14 protein-coding genes are annotated in these 16,710 nt (G+C 73.5%); 2 read left to right on the forward strand and 12 right to left on the reverse strand.

From position 1 onward, the window contains the following. Positions 1-110: 110 nt before the first annotated feature. Together VKA29_RS00770 and VKA29_RS00775 are read right to left on the reverse strand one after the other, a co-directional pair. Positions 111-1,385, reverse strand: a complete 1,275-nt coding sequence (locus VKA29_RS00770; protein ID WP_324783132.1) for an ATP-binding protein — start codon at positions 1,383-1,385, stop codon at positions 111-113. Positions 1,386-1,463: 78 nt separating this feature from the next. Beyond that, entirely contained in the window at positions 1,464-2,141 is a 678-nt protein-coding gene (locus VKA29_RS00775; RefSeq protein ID WP_020940464.1) for a response regulator transcription factor, read from the reverse strand. Positions 2,142-2,455: 314 nt separating this feature from the next. Between VKA29_RS00775 and VKA29_RS00780 the strand changes: the two genes are divergently transcribed. Continuing rightward, positions 2,456-3,952, forward strand: coding sequence for an oligopeptide:H+ symporter (locus tag VKA29_RS00780; RefSeq protein ID WP_324783133.1), 1,497 nt, complete (start codon positions 2,456-2,458; stop codon positions 3,950-3,952). An 87-nt stretch (positions 3,953-4,039) separates the two neighbouring features. Here VKA29_RS00780 and VKA29_RS00785 read toward each other — a convergent pair whose 3' ends face one another. The 6 genes from VKA29_RS00785 to VKA29_RS00810 all read right to left on the reverse strand — a co-directional run bounded on the left by VKA29_RS00785 (position 4,040) and on the right by VKA29_RS00810 (position 9,685). Beyond that, the gene (locus VKA29_RS00785; protein ID WP_324783561.1) at positions 4,040-5,314 is read right to left on the reverse strand and encodes a hypothetical protein; all 1,275 of its coding nucleotides are present in this window, start codon (positions 5,312-5,314) and stop codon (positions 4,040-4,042) included. 62 nt (positions 5,315-5,376) lie between these two features. Next, on the reverse strand, positions 5,377-6,534 hold the full coding sequence (locus VKA29_RS00790; protein WP_324783134.1) for a hypothetical protein: 1,158 nt from the start codon (positions 6,532-6,534) through the stop codon (positions 5,377-5,379). Next, the gene (locus VKA29_RS00795; RefSeq protein WP_324783562.1) at positions 6,531-7,361 is read right to left on the reverse strand and encodes a hypothetical protein; all 831 of its coding nucleotides are present in this window, start codon (positions 7,359-7,361) and stop codon (positions 6,531-6,533) included. The genes VKA29_RS00790 and VKA29_RS00795 overlap by 4 nt, the downstream gene beginning before the upstream one ends. Positions 7,362-7,465: 104 nt before the next feature. Then, a complete protein-coding gene (locus tag VKA29_RS00800; protein WP_324783135.1) occupies positions 7,466-8,179 on the reverse strand; it encodes an LPXTG cell wall anchor domain-containing protein in 714 nt (237 codons plus the stop codon). A 320-nt stretch (positions 8,180-8,499) separates the two neighbouring features. Then, the gene (locus tag VKA29_RS00805; protein WP_324783136.1) at positions 8,500-9,072 is read right to left on the reverse strand and encodes an ATP-binding protein; all 573 of its coding nucleotides are present in this window, start codon (positions 9,070-9,072) and stop codon (positions 8,500-8,502) included. A gap of 226 nt (positions 9,073-9,298) precedes the next feature. Then, the gene (locus VKA29_RS00810) at positions 9,299-9,685 is read right to left on the reverse strand and encodes an STAS domain-containing protein (protein ID WP_324783137.1); all 387 of its coding nucleotides are present in this window, start codon (positions 9,683-9,685) and stop codon (positions 9,299-9,301) included. Between the two features lie 250 nt (positions 9,686-9,935). Between VKA29_RS00810 and VKA29_RS00815 the strand changes: the two genes are divergently transcribed. Then, the gene (locus VKA29_RS00815) at positions 9,936-10,844 is read left to right on the forward strand and encodes an RNA polymerase sigma factor SigF (RefSeq protein ID WP_420718420.1); all 909 of its coding nucleotides are present in this window, start codon (positions 9,936-9,938) and stop codon (positions 10,842-10,844) included. Between the two features lie 163 nt (positions 10,845-11,007). Here the strand turns inward: VKA29_RS00815 and hutI are convergent, their stop codons facing one another. The 4 genes from hutI to hutU form a co-directional block, all read right to left on the reverse strand. Continuing rightward, positions 11,008-12,195 carry an imidazolonepropionase gene (hutI, locus tag VKA29_RS00820; RefSeq protein ID WP_324783139.1) on the reverse strand — a complete coding sequence of 396 codons (1,188 nt, stop codon included), beginning with the start codon at positions 12,193-12,195 and terminating at the stop codon, positions 11,008-11,010. After that, positions 12,192-13,565, reverse strand: a complete 1,374-nt coding sequence (locus tag VKA29_RS00825; RefSeq protein WP_420718421.1) for a formimidoylglutamate deiminase — start codon at positions 13,563-13,565, stop codon at positions 12,192-12,194. The genes hutI and VKA29_RS00825 overlap by 4 nt, the downstream gene beginning before the upstream one ends. Next, a complete protein-coding gene (locus VKA29_RS00830) occupies positions 13,556-14,758 on the reverse strand; it encodes an allantoate amidohydrolase (RefSeq protein WP_324783563.1) in 1,203 nt (400 codons plus the stop codon). Before VKA29_RS00830 ends, VKA29_RS00825 begins: the two co-directional genes overlap by 10 nt. A 194-nt stretch (positions 14,759-14,952) precedes the next feature. Beyond that, the gene (hutU, locus tag VKA29_RS00835; protein WP_324783141.1) at positions 14,953-16,617 is read right to left on the reverse strand and encodes a urocanate hydratase; all 1,665 of its coding nucleotides are present in this window, start codon (positions 16,615-16,617) and stop codon (positions 14,953-14,955) included. Between the last annotated feature and the right edge of the window lie 93 nt (positions 16,618-16,710).

Genomic DNA, 16,710 nt, shown 5'->3' on the forward strand with positions numbered 1-16,710 from the left:
GAACTGACCGGCGGCGCGTGAGCCGGACCACGGCACGTGAGCCGGACCACGGCACGTGAGCCGGACCACGGCACGTGAGCCGGGCGGCGGCACGTGAGCCGGGCGGCGGGTCACCGCACCGTCGGCTCCTCCTCGTGCGGGGGCTTCTTCAGCGGCTGCGTGCGGGACAGGAACAGCCCGAACACCGGCGGCTTCGTCTGGAGCATCTCCAGCCGTCCGCCGTCCGCCTCCGCGAGGTCCCGGGCGACCGCGAGACCGATGCCCGTGGAGTTGCGGCCGCTGATGGTGCGCTCGAAGATCCGCGCCCCGAGGTCGGCCGGCACGCCGGGGCCCTCGTCGGTGACCTCGACGACCGCCTGGTTGCCGGTCACCCGGGTGCGCAGCGCCACCGTGCCGCCGCCGTGCATCAGCGAGTTCTCGATCAGCGCCGCCAGCACCTGTGCGACCGCCCCCGGCGTGCCGACCGCCTGGAGGTGCCGCTTGCCGGAGCTGACGATGGCGCGGCCGGCGCTGCGGTAGGCAGGGCGCCACTCGGCGAGCTGCTGCTGGATGACCTCGTCGAGGTCGAAGGAGACCGCGGAGCCGGTGCGCGGGTCGCGGGAGTTCGTCAGCAGGCGTTCGACGACGTCCGTCAGCCGCTCCACCTGGGTCAGCGCGACGTTGGCCTCCTCCTTCACCGTGTCCAGCTCGTCGGTGAGGGTGATCTCCTCCAGCCGCATCGACAGCGCGGTGAGGGGGGTGCGCAGCTGGTGGGAGGCGTCGGCGGCCAGCCGGCGTTCCGCGGTCAGCATGCGGGCGATGCGCTCGGCGGAGGAGTCCAGGACGTCGGCGACCCGGTCCAGCTCGGGGACGCCGTAGCGCTTGTGCCGGGGGCGCGGGTCGCCCGAGCCGAGGCGTTCGGCGGTCTCGGCGAGGTCGGTGAGCGGGGAGGCGAGCCGGTTGGCCTGGCGGATGGCCAGCAGCACCGCCGCTACGACCGCGAGCAGCGCCACCAGGCCGATGATCAGCAGCGTACGGCCGACCTCCCGGGTCACCCTGGAGCGGGGCTCCTCGACGGTGACCGTCTCGCCCTCCTCGCCCTTGGCCGTGGCCCGGATGACCTCGCCGGACGGCCTGGCGCCGACCTCGATGGCCTGCTGCCCGGGGATCCGGATCCGGGCGTAGCGGTCCTGGGTGACCTGGCCGCGCAGCACCTCCGCGCTGACCGTGCCGTCGCCGATGAGCCGGCTGTCGACGATGCTCGCCAGCCGCTGCGCCTCGGAGCCGACCCGTTCCCGGGCGCTGTTGGTGATCGTCCGCGTCTCCACGATGACCAGGGACACACCGAACACGGCGATGACGACGAGCACCACGGCGAGCGTGGACTGGATGAGACGACGACGCACAGGGGCCCTCCGAGCAGTGGCTCTACGACGACCAGTGTGCCAAGGGCGCGGCGCGCGCGGCCGGAACGTCCTGTAGGGCTAGCTCTTCTCGAAGCGGAAGCCCACACCCCGCACGGTCGCGATGTAGCGGGGGTTCGCCGCGTCGTCGCCGAGCTTCTTGCGCAGCCAGGAGATGTGCATGTCGAGCGTCTTGGTCGACGACCACCAGGTGGTGTCCCAGACCTCCCGCATCAGCTGGTCCCGTGTGACGACCCGGCCGGCGTCCCGCACCAGCACCCGCAGCAGGTCGAACTCCTTCGCGGTGAGCTGGAGTTCCTCGTCACCCATCCAGGCGCGGTGCGACTCGACGTCGATGCGCACGCCGTGCGTGGCGGGCGGCTGCTGCGGCTCCGCCGCGCCGCGCCGGAGCAGGGCCCGGACGCGGGCGAGCAGTTCGGCGAGCCGGAAGGGCTTGGTGACGTAGTCGTCGGCGCCCGCGTCCAGACCGACGACGGTGTCCACCTCGTCGGCGCGCGCGGTCAGGATGAGGATGGGCACGGTGTGGCCGTCGGCCCGCAGCCGGCGGGCGACCTCCAGGCCGTCCATGCCGGGCAGCCCGAGGTCCAGCACGACCAGGTCGACGCCCCCCTGCATCCCGGCGTCCAGCGCGGTGGGTCCGTCCTCACGCACCTCGACCTCGTACCCTTCCCGGCGCAGGGCACGGGCCAGCGGCTCCGAGATGGACGCGTCGTCCTCGGCGAGCAGTACACGGGTCATGAGGTGATGGTAGACCGCCCCGGTCAGGAGCCGCGGTGTGATCGCCGTCCCCGGTTCTTACCTTTGGGCGTACCGGTACGAACCTGTGGGTGCGAGGTGCGATCACCGGCAGACCTTGGAAAAGTGGCGTGCGGTTCCGTCTCAACCTGTGATTCGCGTCTCAAGTCCTTCCATTTCCGACTCTGTCCTGCCGTATGGTGAAACTACGCCTGTAGCACCGCGGGGACCTTCGGCAAGGATGTCGCTGAAGGTCTCTTTTGCGTGCGGCCGGCCATCGCCGGCCTGGGAATGAACGATCAGCAAGGACCACAACCATGGCGTCCAGCCTGACGAAGGACTCGGCGATCCCGGGCACCCCCGGTTCCGAGCGGACCTTCTTCGGCCACCCCCGCGGACTGGCCACCCTCTTCATGACCGAGATGTGGGAGCGTTTCTCCTACTACGGCATGAAGGCCCTGCTCCCGCTCTACCTGGTGGCCCCGGGCGGCCTGCATCTGAGCACGGCGACGGCGACCGCGATCTACTCGGTGTACCTGTCGCTCGTGTACCTGCTCGCCCTGCCCGGCGGCTGGTTCGCCGACCGCGTGCTCGGCCCCCGCAGGACGGTCGCGGTGGCCGGCACGGTCATCATGCTCGGCCACCTCACCCTGGCCCTGCCGAACGCGGGCACCTTCTACGCGGGCCTCGGCCTGGTCGCGATCGGTTCCGGTCTGCTGAAGGCCAACATCTCCACGATGGTCGGCCACCTCTACGACGGCCCGGACGACCCGCGCCGCGACGGCGGCTTCACCGTCTTCTACATCGGCATCAACCTGGGCGCCTTCGTCGCGCCGCTGGTCATCGGCACGGTCGGCGAGAACGTCAACTGGCACCTGGGCTTCGCGCTGGCCGCGCTCGGCATGGCGCTGGGCCTCACCCAGTTCCTGCTCGGCGGCCGCCACCTCAGCGCCCGCTCGAGCCTGGTGCCGACCCCGCTGTCGGCCGCGGAGAAGGCGGCCACCCTGCGCAAGTCGGCGTTCTGGGCCGCGGTGGCGGTCGTCTTCTACGCGATCGTCGGCTTCTCCGGCCACTACACGCTGAACTGGCTGCTGGTGCCGATCACCCTGGCCGGGCTGATCATCCCGGTGCTGGTCATCGCCCGCATCAAGCGGGACCGGGAGCTGGACCGGGCCGAGCAGTCGAAGATGTCGGCGTACATCTGGTTCTTCGTCGCCGCTGCCGTGTTCTGGATGATCTACGACCAGGGCGGCTCGACGGTGTCGCTGTTCGCCGAGTCCTCGGCGGACAACACGGTCTTCGGCTGGGAGTTCCCGGTCTCCTGGTACCAGTCGGTCAACCCGGTCATGATCATGGCGCTGGCGCCGCTGTTCGCCTGGGCCTGGCTGGCTCTGGCCCGGCGCGGCAAGGAGCCGAGCACCGCCGTGAAGTTCGCGATGGGCCTGGTGCTGATCGGCGCGTCCTTCTTCCTCTTCCTCGCCCCGCTGGCGATCGCGGACGGCGGTCACAAGGCGGCCGCGCTGTGGCTGGTCGGCATCTACTTCGTGCAGACGGTCGGCGAGCTGACGCTGTCGCCGGTGGGTCTGTCGGTGACGACGAAGATGGCGCCCGCGAAGTACGCCTCGCAGATGATGGGCGTGTGGTTCCTGGCCGTCACCGCCGGCGACGCCACGACCGGCCTGCTCTCCATCGCCGGAGTCGACCTGAACAAGACGGGCATCGTGGCCCTGGAGGCCGCGCTCGCCGCCGTGGCCGGCGTGGCGGTGTGGATGTACCGCCGGAAGGTGAAGGCCCTCATGGGCGACGTGCACTGACCGCCGCCCGCCGCCCGCGCGCCGCGCCGCGCGCCGGGCAGCGCCGAAGGGGCCGCCGCACCCACCGGGTACGGCGGCCCTCCGCCGTCAGCGGGTGCGGCGGCCCGGCAGGAACGTGAACACCGCGCCGCCCAGCAGGACCGCCGTGCCGGCGACCAGGCCCAGGGCTTTCAGGGCGCCGTGGTCGTCCGCGCCCGTCGCCGCCAGTCCGCCGTCCGACGACGCCGAGCCGCCGATCGCCGACGAGCCGCCCGAGCCTCCCGAGGCGCCGTTCGCCTGCTGCGTGGTGTCCAGGGTCAGGGAGACCGCCGTCCTGTCGGGGGTGCACGTCGTGGTGGTGCCGAGGGCCTCGATGGTCAGCACGCCCGGGGAGAGCGTCGACCTGCCGGTCGCGCCCGGCTTGTAGGTACCGGTCAGGTCGGGGATCGCGATCGGGTCGCCCGATTTGATGTCCTCGGCGTTCACCGGCCCCGCCCCGTGCACGGTGCCCTTGTCCGCGCCGCCCAGGACCACCTCCATCGACGGCTTGACCGAGCCCTTGGGGATGTCGGCCGGGCTGTTCATCACGGACTTCCCGAACCGCACGGTGAGGCCGAAGCCGCCGCCGTCCTTCCTGGCGTCGATCCGGATCGGCGAGGTCGCCTTCTTCTCCCCGATGGGGGACTGACAGGTGTACGGGATGTCGACCTGCTTGCCGGTGAAGTCGGTCTGCCCGCCCGAACCCGAGCCGCCGGTGTCCGTGCCCCCGTCGTCCCCGCCCGACGGCGAGGCGCTCGGCGTGCCCGTCCCGGACGGCGCCCCGGTGGGCGATCCGGTGGGCGACGCGGTGCCCGATCCGGTGGGCGAGGCGCTGGAGGTGCCGCCGCCGCCCGCCGTCACCTCGATGGTCGCCGCCTTCTGCACCGTCCCGGTGGGTGTGCACACGGTGTTCGTCGACATCGCGTTGACGGTGTACGCGCCCGGCGTCAGCGTCACCTCGCCGGGCGCGGTGAGCTTCAGGGTGCCCTTCATGTCGGACAGCACCATGGCGCCGCCCTTGGGGATCGCCGGGTTCTCCCGCGGCCCCCGCACGGTGACGTCGGCGGTCTGCGCGCCGGCCGCCTTGAGGGTGCCGGACGGCTGGACGGAATTCGCGGGCAGATCGATGATGTCCGGGTTCTTCGACGCGGCCTGCACGAACTTCCACACGATGTCGACGGTGTCGCCCACCTTCGCCGTGGCGGGGGCGATGATGTCGACCTTCGTGGTGCCGTCGACGGGGTCGATGCCGGCGGGCGGCACGCAGTGCGTCGCGTACGACACCTCCGCGGCCCGCGCGGAACCGGCCGTCAGGCCGAGCAGCGCGCCCGCGCCGCAGAGCACCGTCACGGCGCCCACGGCACCCGCTCTCAGCCGGCCGGCCGGCGTGACTCTCCTTCGCTCGCTCACGGGGGTCCCTTCCTCCTGGTGGGAGTCGTGTGACTCGTCGGGCTGTCGTCGTGCGGTGCGGAGAGCCGACCGGCCGCCCCCGGATCGGAGTCCGGGGTGAACCACGGCAGGGTCGAAGCGGAGGGTGGTGCCTGTTCCGCCCGCGCGGCGAACCGCGGCAGACGCGCGGCGAGCCCCGGCAGACGCCGGGCGATCCCCGGCAGGCGCGGGCCGGATCCAGGCAGGCGCGGGCCAGGTACCGGCAGGCGCGGACCGCGGTGCCGGACGCCGCCGGCGCGCCGTGGCCGGACCCGGTCCACCAGGGCCATGCCGGCCCGGAACACCGCGGCCGGCACGACCAGGAACGCCAGCACCCAGAACAGGGTCACGCCCCAGGGACGCCCCACGCCCCAGGGCTGTTCGGCGAGGACCTTCCCGCCGTACTTGAGGGAGACGGTGTAGTCGCCGTGCGCGCCCCCCGTGAGCTCGACGGGCAGTTCGATCCGCGCGCGCTCACCGGGCCGGATCGTGCCGCGCCACCGCTGGTCCTCCCACTGCGGGGCGAACACGCCGTGCGAGGTGCCGACCTGGAAGACCGGGTCCTTCACGGCGGACGTGCCGACGTTGCCGACGGTGAGGACCAGCGTGCGCGCGGGCGGGGCGCCGAACCAGGTGAGCAGGCCGCCGGAGCCGTCGAGCCGGGTGTCGGTGAGGACCGACAGGCGTCCGCCGGCCGGGCGGGCGGGCAGCGGTTCGACGGCGTGCCCGGCCACCTGGAAGACGGCGTCGGCCTGGGCCCGCGCGCCGGTCACGGTGGCCACGTGCACCACGCACGGGCACGGCACCGGCGGCTCGGCGACCGGCAGCTTCCGGCTGAAGGAGCCGTGGGCGTCGGTGGTGACGGCCCGGCCGTCGGCGTTGGCGCAGGAGTTGGTGCCGCCTGGCACGCCGCGCGACGGCACGGCCTGCCCGCAGATCAGCACCATCAGCAGCGTGTGCGCCCGCCAGCCGCTGCCGCGGACGGTGACCGAGCCGCCGGTGCCCGCCTGGGACGTCGACAGCCGGACGGCCGGCCCGTCGGCGGCCACCGCCGTGCCCGCCGCCGTCGGCAGCAGCAGGGCGAGCGCCGCCGCCAGCGCCGCCGCCAGCGCCGCGATCCGCACCGCGCCCTTCACGTCCCCGCTCCCGTCGGCTCGGTCCGCGCCGGGAGCGGGGACCCGGGCGCGGCGCCACCCGGACGGCGCGCCCGACGCCGTACGGCGAACAGGGCGCCCGCGGCCGCCACCGCCCCGGCGGCCCCCGGCACCGCGCCCCGGGGCACGAAACGCGCCCGCGTCGCCGCGCTGTCGCGCGCCCCGCCCGCAGCCGTCACCGTCAGCCGCACGTCGACCGCGTCCAGCGCCGGACGGCCGGACCAGGGCTCGGTGAGTCTCAGGCGGCGGCCGGGCGGCAACCGGACGGGCAGGCTGCGCGGGGGCCGGTCGAGGACCGCGCCGAACAGGCCGTCGGCGTGCACGGCGAGCCGGGGCGCCAGGACGGTCGTGCCCCGGTTGACCAGTTCGTAGGCGATGCCGTCGGCGCGTACGGTCACCCGCTCGACGGTCAGCGCGGGCAGGGCGGGCCCGCCGGACCTCAGCCGCAGCGGCACCGACCGGGAGCGGCCGTCGGCGTCACGGGCGACGATCTCGCCGGTCCGGTCGCGGGAGGCGGTCACGGTGAAGGGCACCTCGGCCCGGGTGCGGGCCGGGACCCGGACCCGGGTGGCGGCGAAGACGACGTGGACGCCGGTGCCGTACAGCCGCACGGTGACCGCCCGCCCGCCGCGGTTCGTCACGGACACCGTGTCCCGCAGGACCGTCCCCTCGGGGCCCTCGGCGTAGAAGGCGGGGCGGGAGCCGCCGGTGGGCGCGAGCGACCAGCCGTCGGCCGCGGAGGCCGCCGGGGCGGGGGTCAGCAGGAGCAGGGCGGGCAGGCACAGGGCGACACGGGCGGCGGACGGCATCGGCGGCTCCAGCGGGAAGGCGCGGCGGCCTCGTTCGTACGGCCTCATTCGGGCGGCCTCATTCGGGCGGCCTCGTTCGGGCGGCCTCGTTCGGGCGGTCGGGGTCAGCGGCGCGCCGTCCGGTGGTGGCGCCGCGTCAGCCACAGCGCGCCCGCGGCGCCCGTGAGCAGCACGGTGCCGCCGAGGGTGCCGAGGGCGATCGCCGAGTCCTCGGGGCCGGTCTGCGGGAGGCTGTCGCCGGTACCGGTACCGGCACCGGTACCGGTACCGGCACCGCTCTGGGTGCCGCCGGAGGAGCCGCCGCCGCCCGCTGCCGTCACGTCGAGGGTCAGCGACGGTCCCGGGTTGTTCGACGGCGTGCAGGTGGTGGTCGTGCCGAGCGCCTTGATGGTCAGCACGCCCGCGGTGAAGGTGACCTTGCCGGTCTTCTTCGGGGTGTACGTGCCCGACAGGTCACTGATCTTGATGGGTGTGTCGGCCGGGATGGCGGCCTGGTTGGCGGGGCCGGTGACGGACAGGGTGCCGCTGTCGGCGCCGCCCAGTTCGATGGTGGCGCTCGGGTTCATCGCGCCCTTGCCCAGTTCGACCGGGCTGGAGGAGACGCCCTTCCGCCACGACATGGTGATCCGGTAGCCGCTGCCGCTCTTGACGCCCTTCATGTCGATGGGCGAGACGGCGCTCTTGTCGCCGATCGGCGTCTTGCACCGGTAGTCGACGTCGACGACCTCGGCATGGGCTGCGGGGGCGGCCATCAGCACCGCCGAGCCGGCCAGGGCCGCGGCGGACGCGAGCGCGGCGGTTCGTTTCCGGTACGACACGGTTCCGCTCCCTTTCCTGTCTCCTGACGCTTCCTGACGGCACATCAGATCGGGCCGTCAAGGTACGCCCGGGGCCGGAAGAGGGGAAGACACGGTACGGACCGGAGTTGTGCGGATCCGGGGTGTGTACGGGGGAGTCGACGTTCGCCCGACGCTCCGACGCCCCGCCGCCGGGGCGTCGGGGCCGGGCCCCGGTGACTCACGCGTCCGGGACGACGGGCACGGGCGCCCGACCGGGACCGCGATCGGCGCACACGCCGAGGCGGGGGCGGCCCGACCCGCACGCGGTACGGCCGGGCAGCGGCCGGCTCAGGGCGTGCTCAGGCCGGTGCGCCGAGCTCCGCCCAGACGGTCTTGCCCGCCGCTCCCGGCGTGCGCACGACTCCCCAGTCCAGGCACAGCCGCTGCACGATGAACATGCCGTGGCCGCCGGGACGGCCCGCGCGGTGCGGGTTGCGCGGGGCCGGCTGACCCCCGCCGCGGTCGGAGACCTCCACGCGGATCACCTTGTTGTCGCAGGTGATGCCCAGTTCGTCCGGCCCCTCGGCGTGCAGGCAGGCGTTGGTGACCAGTTCGGAGACGACGAGCAGGACGTCCTCGGCGGCGGCCCGCCGGTCGGCGGTGGCGGCGGGCAGCCACCCCCATGCGTACAGCGCCTGCCGGGTGAAGTCGCGGGCGAGCGGCACGACCCCGCTCTCGCCGTCGAAACTCAGTCTGCGGACCTGGCGCCCCCCGGGCGATGCGGATGCCGCTGACGATGCGGATGCCGCTGACGACGCGGCCACGTCCCCGCCGGACGCCCCGGTCACGGGCACGCACCCCTCGGACGCCCCGGAAGCGCCGCTGGGCTCCGGGCCGCGGTCGCCCGGCGAGCAAGGCCGGGTGGTGCTCATCAGCGCTTCACCTCACCGATTCACCAGTTCATCATTCAGGAGTCAGTACGCGGCCGGGCGACGGATGCGCCGCTCTGCCTGCCGACAATGTTTCAGGATGTCTCCTGCCCGACCGGACCGGTGGAACACCCCTCGGTTCGGCACGGAAGGCGTGACGCCCGGAAAAGTGCCGGTCGTGCAGGGGCGCCCGGGGCCCGGCACCGGACCGGCCGGACGCCCGGCCGGGTCAGCCCGCCTCTTCGGCCTCGTCGGCGAGGGCCGCCTCCAGCGTGTCATGGATGGCGAACACCGCGTCCGCCCCCGTGATCTCGAAGACCCGTGCGACCACGGGCAGCATCCCCGCGAGGTGCACCCCGCCGCCCGCGGCCTCGGCTTTCAGCCGCGCGCCGAGCAGCACGTTGAGCCCGGTGGAGTCGCAGAACTCCAGCCGTGAGCAGTCCACGACAAGCCGCTTGCGTCCCTTGTCGAGGCAGTCCTCGAGCGGCTCACGCAACAGATCGGCCGTGTGGTGGTCCAACTCGCCCGCCGGGGTCACGACGGCGCTGGAGCCCTCTTCCCGAACCTCCACCAGTAGCCGGCCAGACTGTGCGCTGCCGACCGTCCCGCGGTCCATGCCGTCTCTCTCTCCCGACGTCGAGGCTGCTGACTGACGCCCTCGAACACTACGCCTTCTCCACACTCTCCGACACCCGAACAACCCCAAGCTAACGGACATATCAGCACGTAGCTCACTTGCGAGGGGCTCGGGGAAGCGGGTAGGGCTAGATAAACACGCAACCGACACGGCCGGCTTTGGAGGCGCCGCACACCGCAGTGCAGGTACTGGCTTCGGCAGCCATATGCCGAGAACGATGGAGGACACCATGTCACCCCGGCTCGACGCATCGCGTTCCCGTCAGGAGACGCCGGCCCCCCTTCCGGAACCTCTGGATCTCGCAGAGGACGCCGACGCGGACGCTGCCGCCGGGCTTGCCGGGCTCCCGGAGATCCCCCCGTACGACGAGGTGGGACCGGTCGACGCCCGCGCCCTCTCCAAGACCCTCTTCGAGCGGCTGGAGTCCCTCGAGGAGGGCACCCATGAGTACGCCTACGTCCGCAACACCCTCGTGGAGCTGAATCTCGCCCTGGTCAAGTTCGCCGCCTCCCGGTTCCGCTCCCGCAGCGAGCCGATGGAGGACATCGTCCAGGTCGGCACCATCGGCCTGATCAAGGCGATCGACCGCTTCGAGCTCTCGCGCGGGGTGGAGTTCCCCACGTTCGCCATGCCGACCATCGTCGGCGAGATCAAACGATTCTTCCGCGACACGTCGTGGTCCGTGCGCGTCCCGCGCCGGCTCCAGGAACTGCGGCTGGACCTGGCCAAGGCCGGGGACGAGCTGGCCCAGCAGCTGGACCGCGCGCCGACGGTGGCGGAGCTGGCCGAACGTCTCGGCATCTCCAACGACGAGGTCGTCGAGGGCATGGCGGCGTCGAACGCGTACACCGCCTCCTCGCTGGACGCCCAGCCGGAGGAGGACGACGCGGAGGGCGCGCTCGCGGACCGCATCGGCTACGAGGACCACGGCATCGAGGGCATCGAGTACGTCGAGTCGCTGAAGCCGCTGATCGCCGGGCTGCCGCCGCGTGACCGGAAGATCCTCTCCCTGCGCTTCGTGGCGGGCATGACCCAGTCGGAGATCGGCGAGGAGCTGGGCATCTCGCAGATGCACGTCTCCAGGCTGCTGTCGCGGACGCTGGTGCGGCTGCGCAAGGGGCTGACCGTCGAGGAGTGACGCCCGCCGACGGGCGGCGGACCGGACCGCTCCCGGTGGCCCTCACGGACGTCTTCATGGACGTCTTCATGGTCTTCTTCATGGACGCGCGCCCACCGGCCGCTCCCGGCGGCCGCTCCCGGCGGTCCGTCGGGGAGCGGCCCGCCGGGGAGCGGCCCACCGGTCAGTGGAGCCGCCTGCCCCGCCGCCAGACGCCGGTGACCAGCGGGACGCCCGGGCGGTAGGCCAGGTGGACGTGGCTCGGCGCGTCGAGGACGATCAGGTCCGCGTACGCGCCCGGCCGGAGGTGGCCGATGTCGTCCCGGCGCAGGGCCGCCGCCCCGCCCGCCGTGGCGGACCACACCGCCTCGTCCGGCGTCATCCGCATGTCCCGTACGGCGAGCGCGACGCAGAACGGCATCGACGAGGTGAACGACGAGCCCGGGTTGCAGTCCGTCGACAGCGCGACGGTGGCCCCGGCGTCCAGCAGGCGCCGGGCGTCCGGCCACTCGGCGCGGGTGGAGAACTCCGCGCCGGGCAGCAGGGTCGCCACGGTGTCGCCGTGCGCGAGGGCGTCGACGTCGGCGTCGGTGAGGTGGGTGCAGTGGTCGGCGCTGGCCGCGCCCAGCTCGACGGCCAGCTGCACGCCGGGGCCGTGGGAGAGCTGGTTGGCGTGGACGCGGAGACGGAGGCCCCGGGCCCGGCCGGCGGTGAGGACCGCGCGGGCCTGGTCGCCGTCGAAGGCGCCCTTCTCGCAGAAGACGTCGATCCAGCCGGCGTGCGGCGCGCAGGCGTCGAGCATCTCGCCGGTGACGAGGCCGACGTAGCCGGCCGGGTCGTCGGCGTGCTCCTCGGGGACGACGTGGGCGCCGAGGTAGGTGACCTCCTCGGTGTGGCGGGCGGCGATGCGCAGGGCGCGGGCCTCGTCGGCGACGGTCAGGCCGTAGCCGGACTTGGTCTCCATGGTGGTCGTGCCCTGGCGCAGGGCCTCGGCGAGGTAGCGGGTGAGGTTTGCCTCCAGTTCCTCGTCGCTCGCGGCGCGGGTGGCGGCGACGGTGGTGCGGATGCCGCCCGCGCGGTAGGCCCGGCCGGACATGCGGGCGTTGAACTCCCGGGTCCGGTCCCCCGCGAAGACCAGGTGGGAGTGCGAGTCGACGAAGCCGGGGAGGACCGCCCGGCCCTCGGCGTCGACCCGGTTGTCAGTGGCGGGTGCTTTGCTTGACTCACCGGTCCACACGACACGGTCGCCCTCGATGACGAGCGCCGCGTCCTGGACCAGTCCGAGGGGAGATCCGTCACCGAGGGAGGGGTCGTTGGTGATCAGCGTGGCGATGTTGACGATGGCCGTGCTGCTGGCTGTGCTGCTGCTCATGGCGTCCTCGGTGATGGTGGGGTTCCCTCGCGCAGAGCCGCGACGGCCCGGGCGAGGGCCTGCGGCACGTCCGGCACCAGGGTGTGCGCCCCGTCGCGCACGATGTGCCGGCCCGCGACGACCGTGTGCCGTACGTCGGCCGCCGTCGCGGCGAATACGGCGGTCTCGGCGCCGAGCCGGGGCAGCGCGCCGGCCGTCCTGACGGAGTCCAGCGCGATCGTCGTGAAGTCGGCGAGCGCGCCCGGTTCGATCCGGCCGGCCCCGTCCCAGCCGAGCGCGGCGTGGCCGTCGGCGGAGGCGGCGCGCAGCAGGGCGGCGGCCGTCCAGTGGCCGCGGGTGCGGGTGCGCAGCCGTTCGTCCAGCTCCATGGCGCGCGCCTCTTCCAGCAGGTCGATGACGGCGTGGCTGTCGGAGCCGAGGCTGAGCGGGGAGCCCGCGGCCTGCAGGGCGGCGGCGGGTCCGATGCCGTCGGCGAGGTCCCGCTCGGTGGTCGGGCACATGCAGGTGCCGGTGGAGCTGCCGCCGATCAGGGCGATGTCCTCGTCGGTGAGGTGCGTGTTGTGGACGCCGGTGGTGCGCCGGCCGAGGACGCCGTGGTCGGCGAGCAGCCGGGTGGGCGTGCAGCCGTGGGCGGCCCGGCAGGCGTCGTTCTCGGCGGGCTGCTCGGACAGGTGGACGTGCAGCGGCGCGTTCCGCTGCTGGGCCCACCGCGCCACGGTCGCCAGCTGGCCCGCGGGCACGGCCCGCACGGAGTGGATCGCCGCTCCGATCCGCGCGTGATCCCGTTCCTTGAGAACTGAACAGCGTTCGGCCCAGGCGTCGGCGTGTCCGTCGGAGAAGCGGAGCTGGTGGGCGCCTGGTGGCTCGCCGAAGCCGGAGGAGAAGTAGGCGGCGTCCAGGAGGGTGATGCGGATGCCGGCCTCGGCGGCGGCCGCGATCAGCGCCTCGCCCATCGCGTTGGGGTCGGCGTACGGGGTGCCGCCGGGGGCGTGGTGGACGTAGTGGAACTCGCCGACCGCGGTGACACCGGCCAGCGCCATCTCCGCGTACACCGCGCGGGCGAGGTCGTGGTAGGTGTCCGGGGTGAGCCGGTCGGCGGTCGCGTACATGATCTCGCGCCAGGTCCAGAAGGTGCCGGAGCCGACCTGGACGGTGGAGCGCAGGGCGCGGTGGAAGGCGTGGCTGTGCGCGTTGGCGAGGCCGGGCAGGGTCAGGCCGCGCAGGATCGCGGCGCCGGGCGGCGGGGCGGGCGTGTCCCGCCGGACGGCGGTGACGCGGCCGTCCGCGACCTCGACGGCGACACCGGGCTCGACGTGGGTGCCGAGCCAGGCGTGCTCCAGCCAGTACGTGTGGGTCGCCGTCACCTGCAGGCCAGTCCTTCCAGTACGTCGGCGAGCGCGAGCACCCCGGCCGCGCAGTCGTCCTCGGCCGCGGACTCGGCCGGGGAGTGCGAGACGCCGGTGGGGTTGCGCACGAACAGCATGGCGGTCGGGATGCTCCCGGCGAGGATCCCGGCGTCGTGTCCCGCTCCGGTACCCAGTACGGGCACGTTCAGCCGGTCGCCGGTTCCCAGGATGCGGCCGATCTCGTCGCGCAGGGCGTGGTCGAACTCGACGACCGGCGTGAAGGACTCACGGACGACGTCGAGGTCGACGCCGTGTTCCCGGGCGTGGTCGCGGGCCGCGGCCTCCACCGCCGCGACCACGGTGTCCAGGCTCTCCTGGTCGGCGGCGCGGGAGTCGAGCCAGCCGCGCACCAGGGACGGGACGGCGTTGACGCCGTTCGGCTCGACCGCGACCTTGCCGAAGGTGGCGACGGCGCCGGCCGGCCGGGCCTCGCGGCGGGCGGCGAGCACGGCCTCGGCGTACGGCAGCATGGGGTCGCGGCGGTCCGCCAGCCGGGTGGTGCCCGCGTGGTTGGCCTCGCCCCGGAAGTCGAACCGCCAGCGTCCGTGCGGCCAGATGGAACTCGCGATGCCGACGGGGTCGCCGGACAGGTCCAGCGCCCGGCCCTGCTCGACGTGCAGTTCGACGAACGCGCCGATGCGGGCGAGCCGTTCCGGGTCCGGCCCGATGGCCTCGGGGTCGTATCCGGCGGCCTCCATGGCCCGGGGGAGGGTGACGCCGTCGGCGTCGGTCAGCAGGTGCGCCTGCCGGGTGGTGAGCTTCCCGGCGGTCAGCCGTGAGCCGACGCAGGCGAGCCCGAACCGGGCGCCCTCCTCGTCGCCGAAGTTGACGACGGCCACGGGCTTGGCGAACCGCGCTCCCCGGCCGCGCAGTTCGTCCAGGGCGGCGAAGGCCGACACGACGCCCAGGGGGCCGTCGAAGGCCCCTCCGTCGGGCACGGAGTCCAGGTGCGACCCGGTGACGACGGCGTCCCCCCGGGCCGGATCGCCCAGCCAGGCCCACTGGTTGCCGTTGCGGTCGACCTCGTGGGTCAGTCCGCGCGCGTCCGCCTGCTCCCGGAACCAGGCCCGGCACTCGGCGTCGGCGCCGGTCCAGGCGAACCGGCGGTAGCCGCCGGACTCGGAGTGCCGGCCGACGGGACGCAGCCGGTCCCACATCTCGTGGAAGGAGTCGCCGGCCGCGACGGGCCGCACGGCGGTCCCCGGCACGTCGGCCGGTGCGGCGGCCTGTGCGGTGGCCGGGGCGGCGCCCGGGGCGGGCGGCGCCGGGGCCCCGGCTTCCGCCGATGGCGCGCCGGTTCCGCCCGCGTACCTGTCCGCGTCCTCGAACCGGCTCACACCCTCGTGCCGCTTCACGCCTCGTCACCCTCGCGCATCGGGATGCGCACGCCGCGCTCCTGGGCGACCGACTCCGCGCTGTCGTAGCCCGCGTCCACGTGCCGGACGACGCCCATGCCGGGGTCGTTGGTGAGCACACGGCGGATCTTCTCCCCGGCCAGCGGCGTGCCGTCGGCCACCGTCACCTGCCCGGCGTGGATCGACCGGCCCATACCGACGCCGCCGCCGTGGTGGACGGACACCCAGGAGGCACCCGAGGCCACGTTGACCATGGCGTTGAGCAGCGGCCAGTCGGCGATCGCGTCGGACCCGTCGAGCATCGCCTCGGTCTCCCGGTAGGGGGAGGCCACCGAGCCGCAGTCGAGGTGGTCGCGCCCGATGACGACCGGCGCGGCCAGTTCTCCGCTCGCCACCATGTCGTTGAAGCGCTCGCCGGCCTTGTCCCGCTCGCCGTAGCCGAGCCAGCAGATGCGGGCGGGCAGGCCCTGGAAGTGGACCCGCTCCCCCGCCATCCGGATCCACCGGGCGAGGGACTCGTTCTCGGGGAAGAGCTCCAGGATCGCCCGGTCGGTCTTGGCGATGTCGGCCGGGTCGCCCGACAGCGCGGCCCAGCGGAACGGGCCCTTGCCCTCGCAGAACAGCGGGCGGATGTAGGCGGGGACGAAGCCGGGGAAGGCGAACGCCCGGTCGTACCCGGCGAGTTTCGCCTCACCACGGATGGAGTTGCCGTAGTCGAACACCTCGGCGCCGGCGTCCATGAAGCCGACCATGGCCTCCACGTGCCGGGCCATCGACTCGCGGGCGCGGGTGGTGAACCCGGCCGGGTCCTTGGCGGCGGCCTCGGCCATGTCCTCGAAGGCGACGCCGAGCGGCAGGTAGGCCAGCGGGTCGTGGGCCGAGGTCTGGTCGGTCACGATGTCGACGGGGGCGCCCATGGCGAGGAGCTGCGGGACGAGCTCGGCGGCGTTGCCCAGGACGCCGATGGACAGCGGGCGGCGGGCGTCACGGGCCTCGACGGCCAGTTGGAGGGCGTGGTCGAGGGAGTCGGCCCGCACGTCGAGGTAGCGGTGCTCGATGCGGCGCTCGATGGCGCGCGGGTCGCAGTCGACGCAGATCGCCACGCCGTCGTTCATGGTGACGGCGAGCGGCTGGGCGCCGCCCATGCCGCCGAGTCCGGCGGTGAGGGTGATCGTCCCGGCGAGGGTGCCGCCGAACCTCTTCGCGGCGACGGCGGCGAACGTCTCGTAGGTGCCCTGGAGGATGCCCTGGGTGCCGATGTAGATCCAGGATCCCGCGGTCATCTGGCCGTACATGGTCAGGCCGAGGGCCTCCAGCCGGCGGAACTCCTCCCAGGTGGCCCAGTCGCCGACCAGGTTGGAGTTGGCGATGAGGACCCGCGGGGCCCACTCGTGGGTCTGCATGACGCCGACCGGGCGGCCGGACTGGACCAGCATGGTCTCGTCCTGCTTGAGGGTCTTCAGCGTGCGGACCATCGCGTCGAACGAGCGCCAGTCGCGGGCCGCCTTGCCGGTGCCGCCGTAGACGACGAGCTTGTCGGGGTGCTCGGCGACCTCGGGGTCGAGGTTGTTCTGCAGCATCCGCAGAGCGGCTTCCTGCTGCCAGCCCAGGGCGCTGAGTTCCGTACCGCGGGGGGATCGTACGGGGCGGGGTCCTGACATGGGGCTGCCTCCTGGCGGATCGCGACCGGATTCATACTGCAGTTATTCACATCCTGACTTTCTGAATAGAGCTAGTCAATACGTCCAGGGGCC

The sequence above is a fragment of the Streptomyces sp. H51 genome (assembly GCF_035656535.1).
In the GTDB taxonomy this organism is placed as follows: Bacteria; Actinomycetota; Actinomycetes; order Streptomycetales; family Streptomycetaceae; genus Streptomyces.

Coding starts and splice junctions, on each gene's coding strand:
- hutU (WP_324783141.1), bottom strand. CDS start 16,617: ATGTCAGGACCCCGCCCCGTACGATCCCCCCGCGGTACGGAACTCAGC.
- VKA29_RS00775 (WP_020940464.1), bottom strand. CDS start 2,141: ATGACCCGTGTACTGCTCGCCGAGGACGACGCGTCCATCTCGGAGCCG.
- VKA29_RS00810 (WP_324783137.1), bottom strand. CDS start 9,685: ATGGACCGCGGGACGGTCGGCAGCGCACAGTCTGGCCGGCTACTGGTG.
- VKA29_RS00830 (WP_324783563.1), bottom strand. CDS start 14,758: ATGTGGGACCGGCTGCGTCCCGTCGGCCGGCACTCCGAGTCCGGCGGC.
- VKA29_RS00780 (WP_324783133.1), top strand. CDS start 2,456: ATGGCGTCCAGCCTGACGAAGGACTCGGCGATCCCGGGCACCCCCGGT.
- hutI (WP_324783139.1), bottom strand. CDS start 12,195: ATGAGCAGCAGCACAGCCAGCAGCACGGCCATCGTCAACATCGCCACG.
- VKA29_RS00795 (WP_324783562.1), bottom strand. CDS start 7,361: ATGCCGTCCGCCGCCCGTGTCGCCCTGTGCCTGCCCGCCCTGCTCCTG.
- VKA29_RS00805 (WP_324783136.1), bottom strand. CDS start 9,072: ATGAGCACCACCCGGCCTTGCTCGCCGGGCGACCGCGGCCCGGAGCCC.
- VKA29_RS00815 (WP_420718420.1), top strand. CDS start 9,936: ATGTCACCCCGGCTCGACGCATCGCGTTCCCGTCAGGAGACGCCGGCC.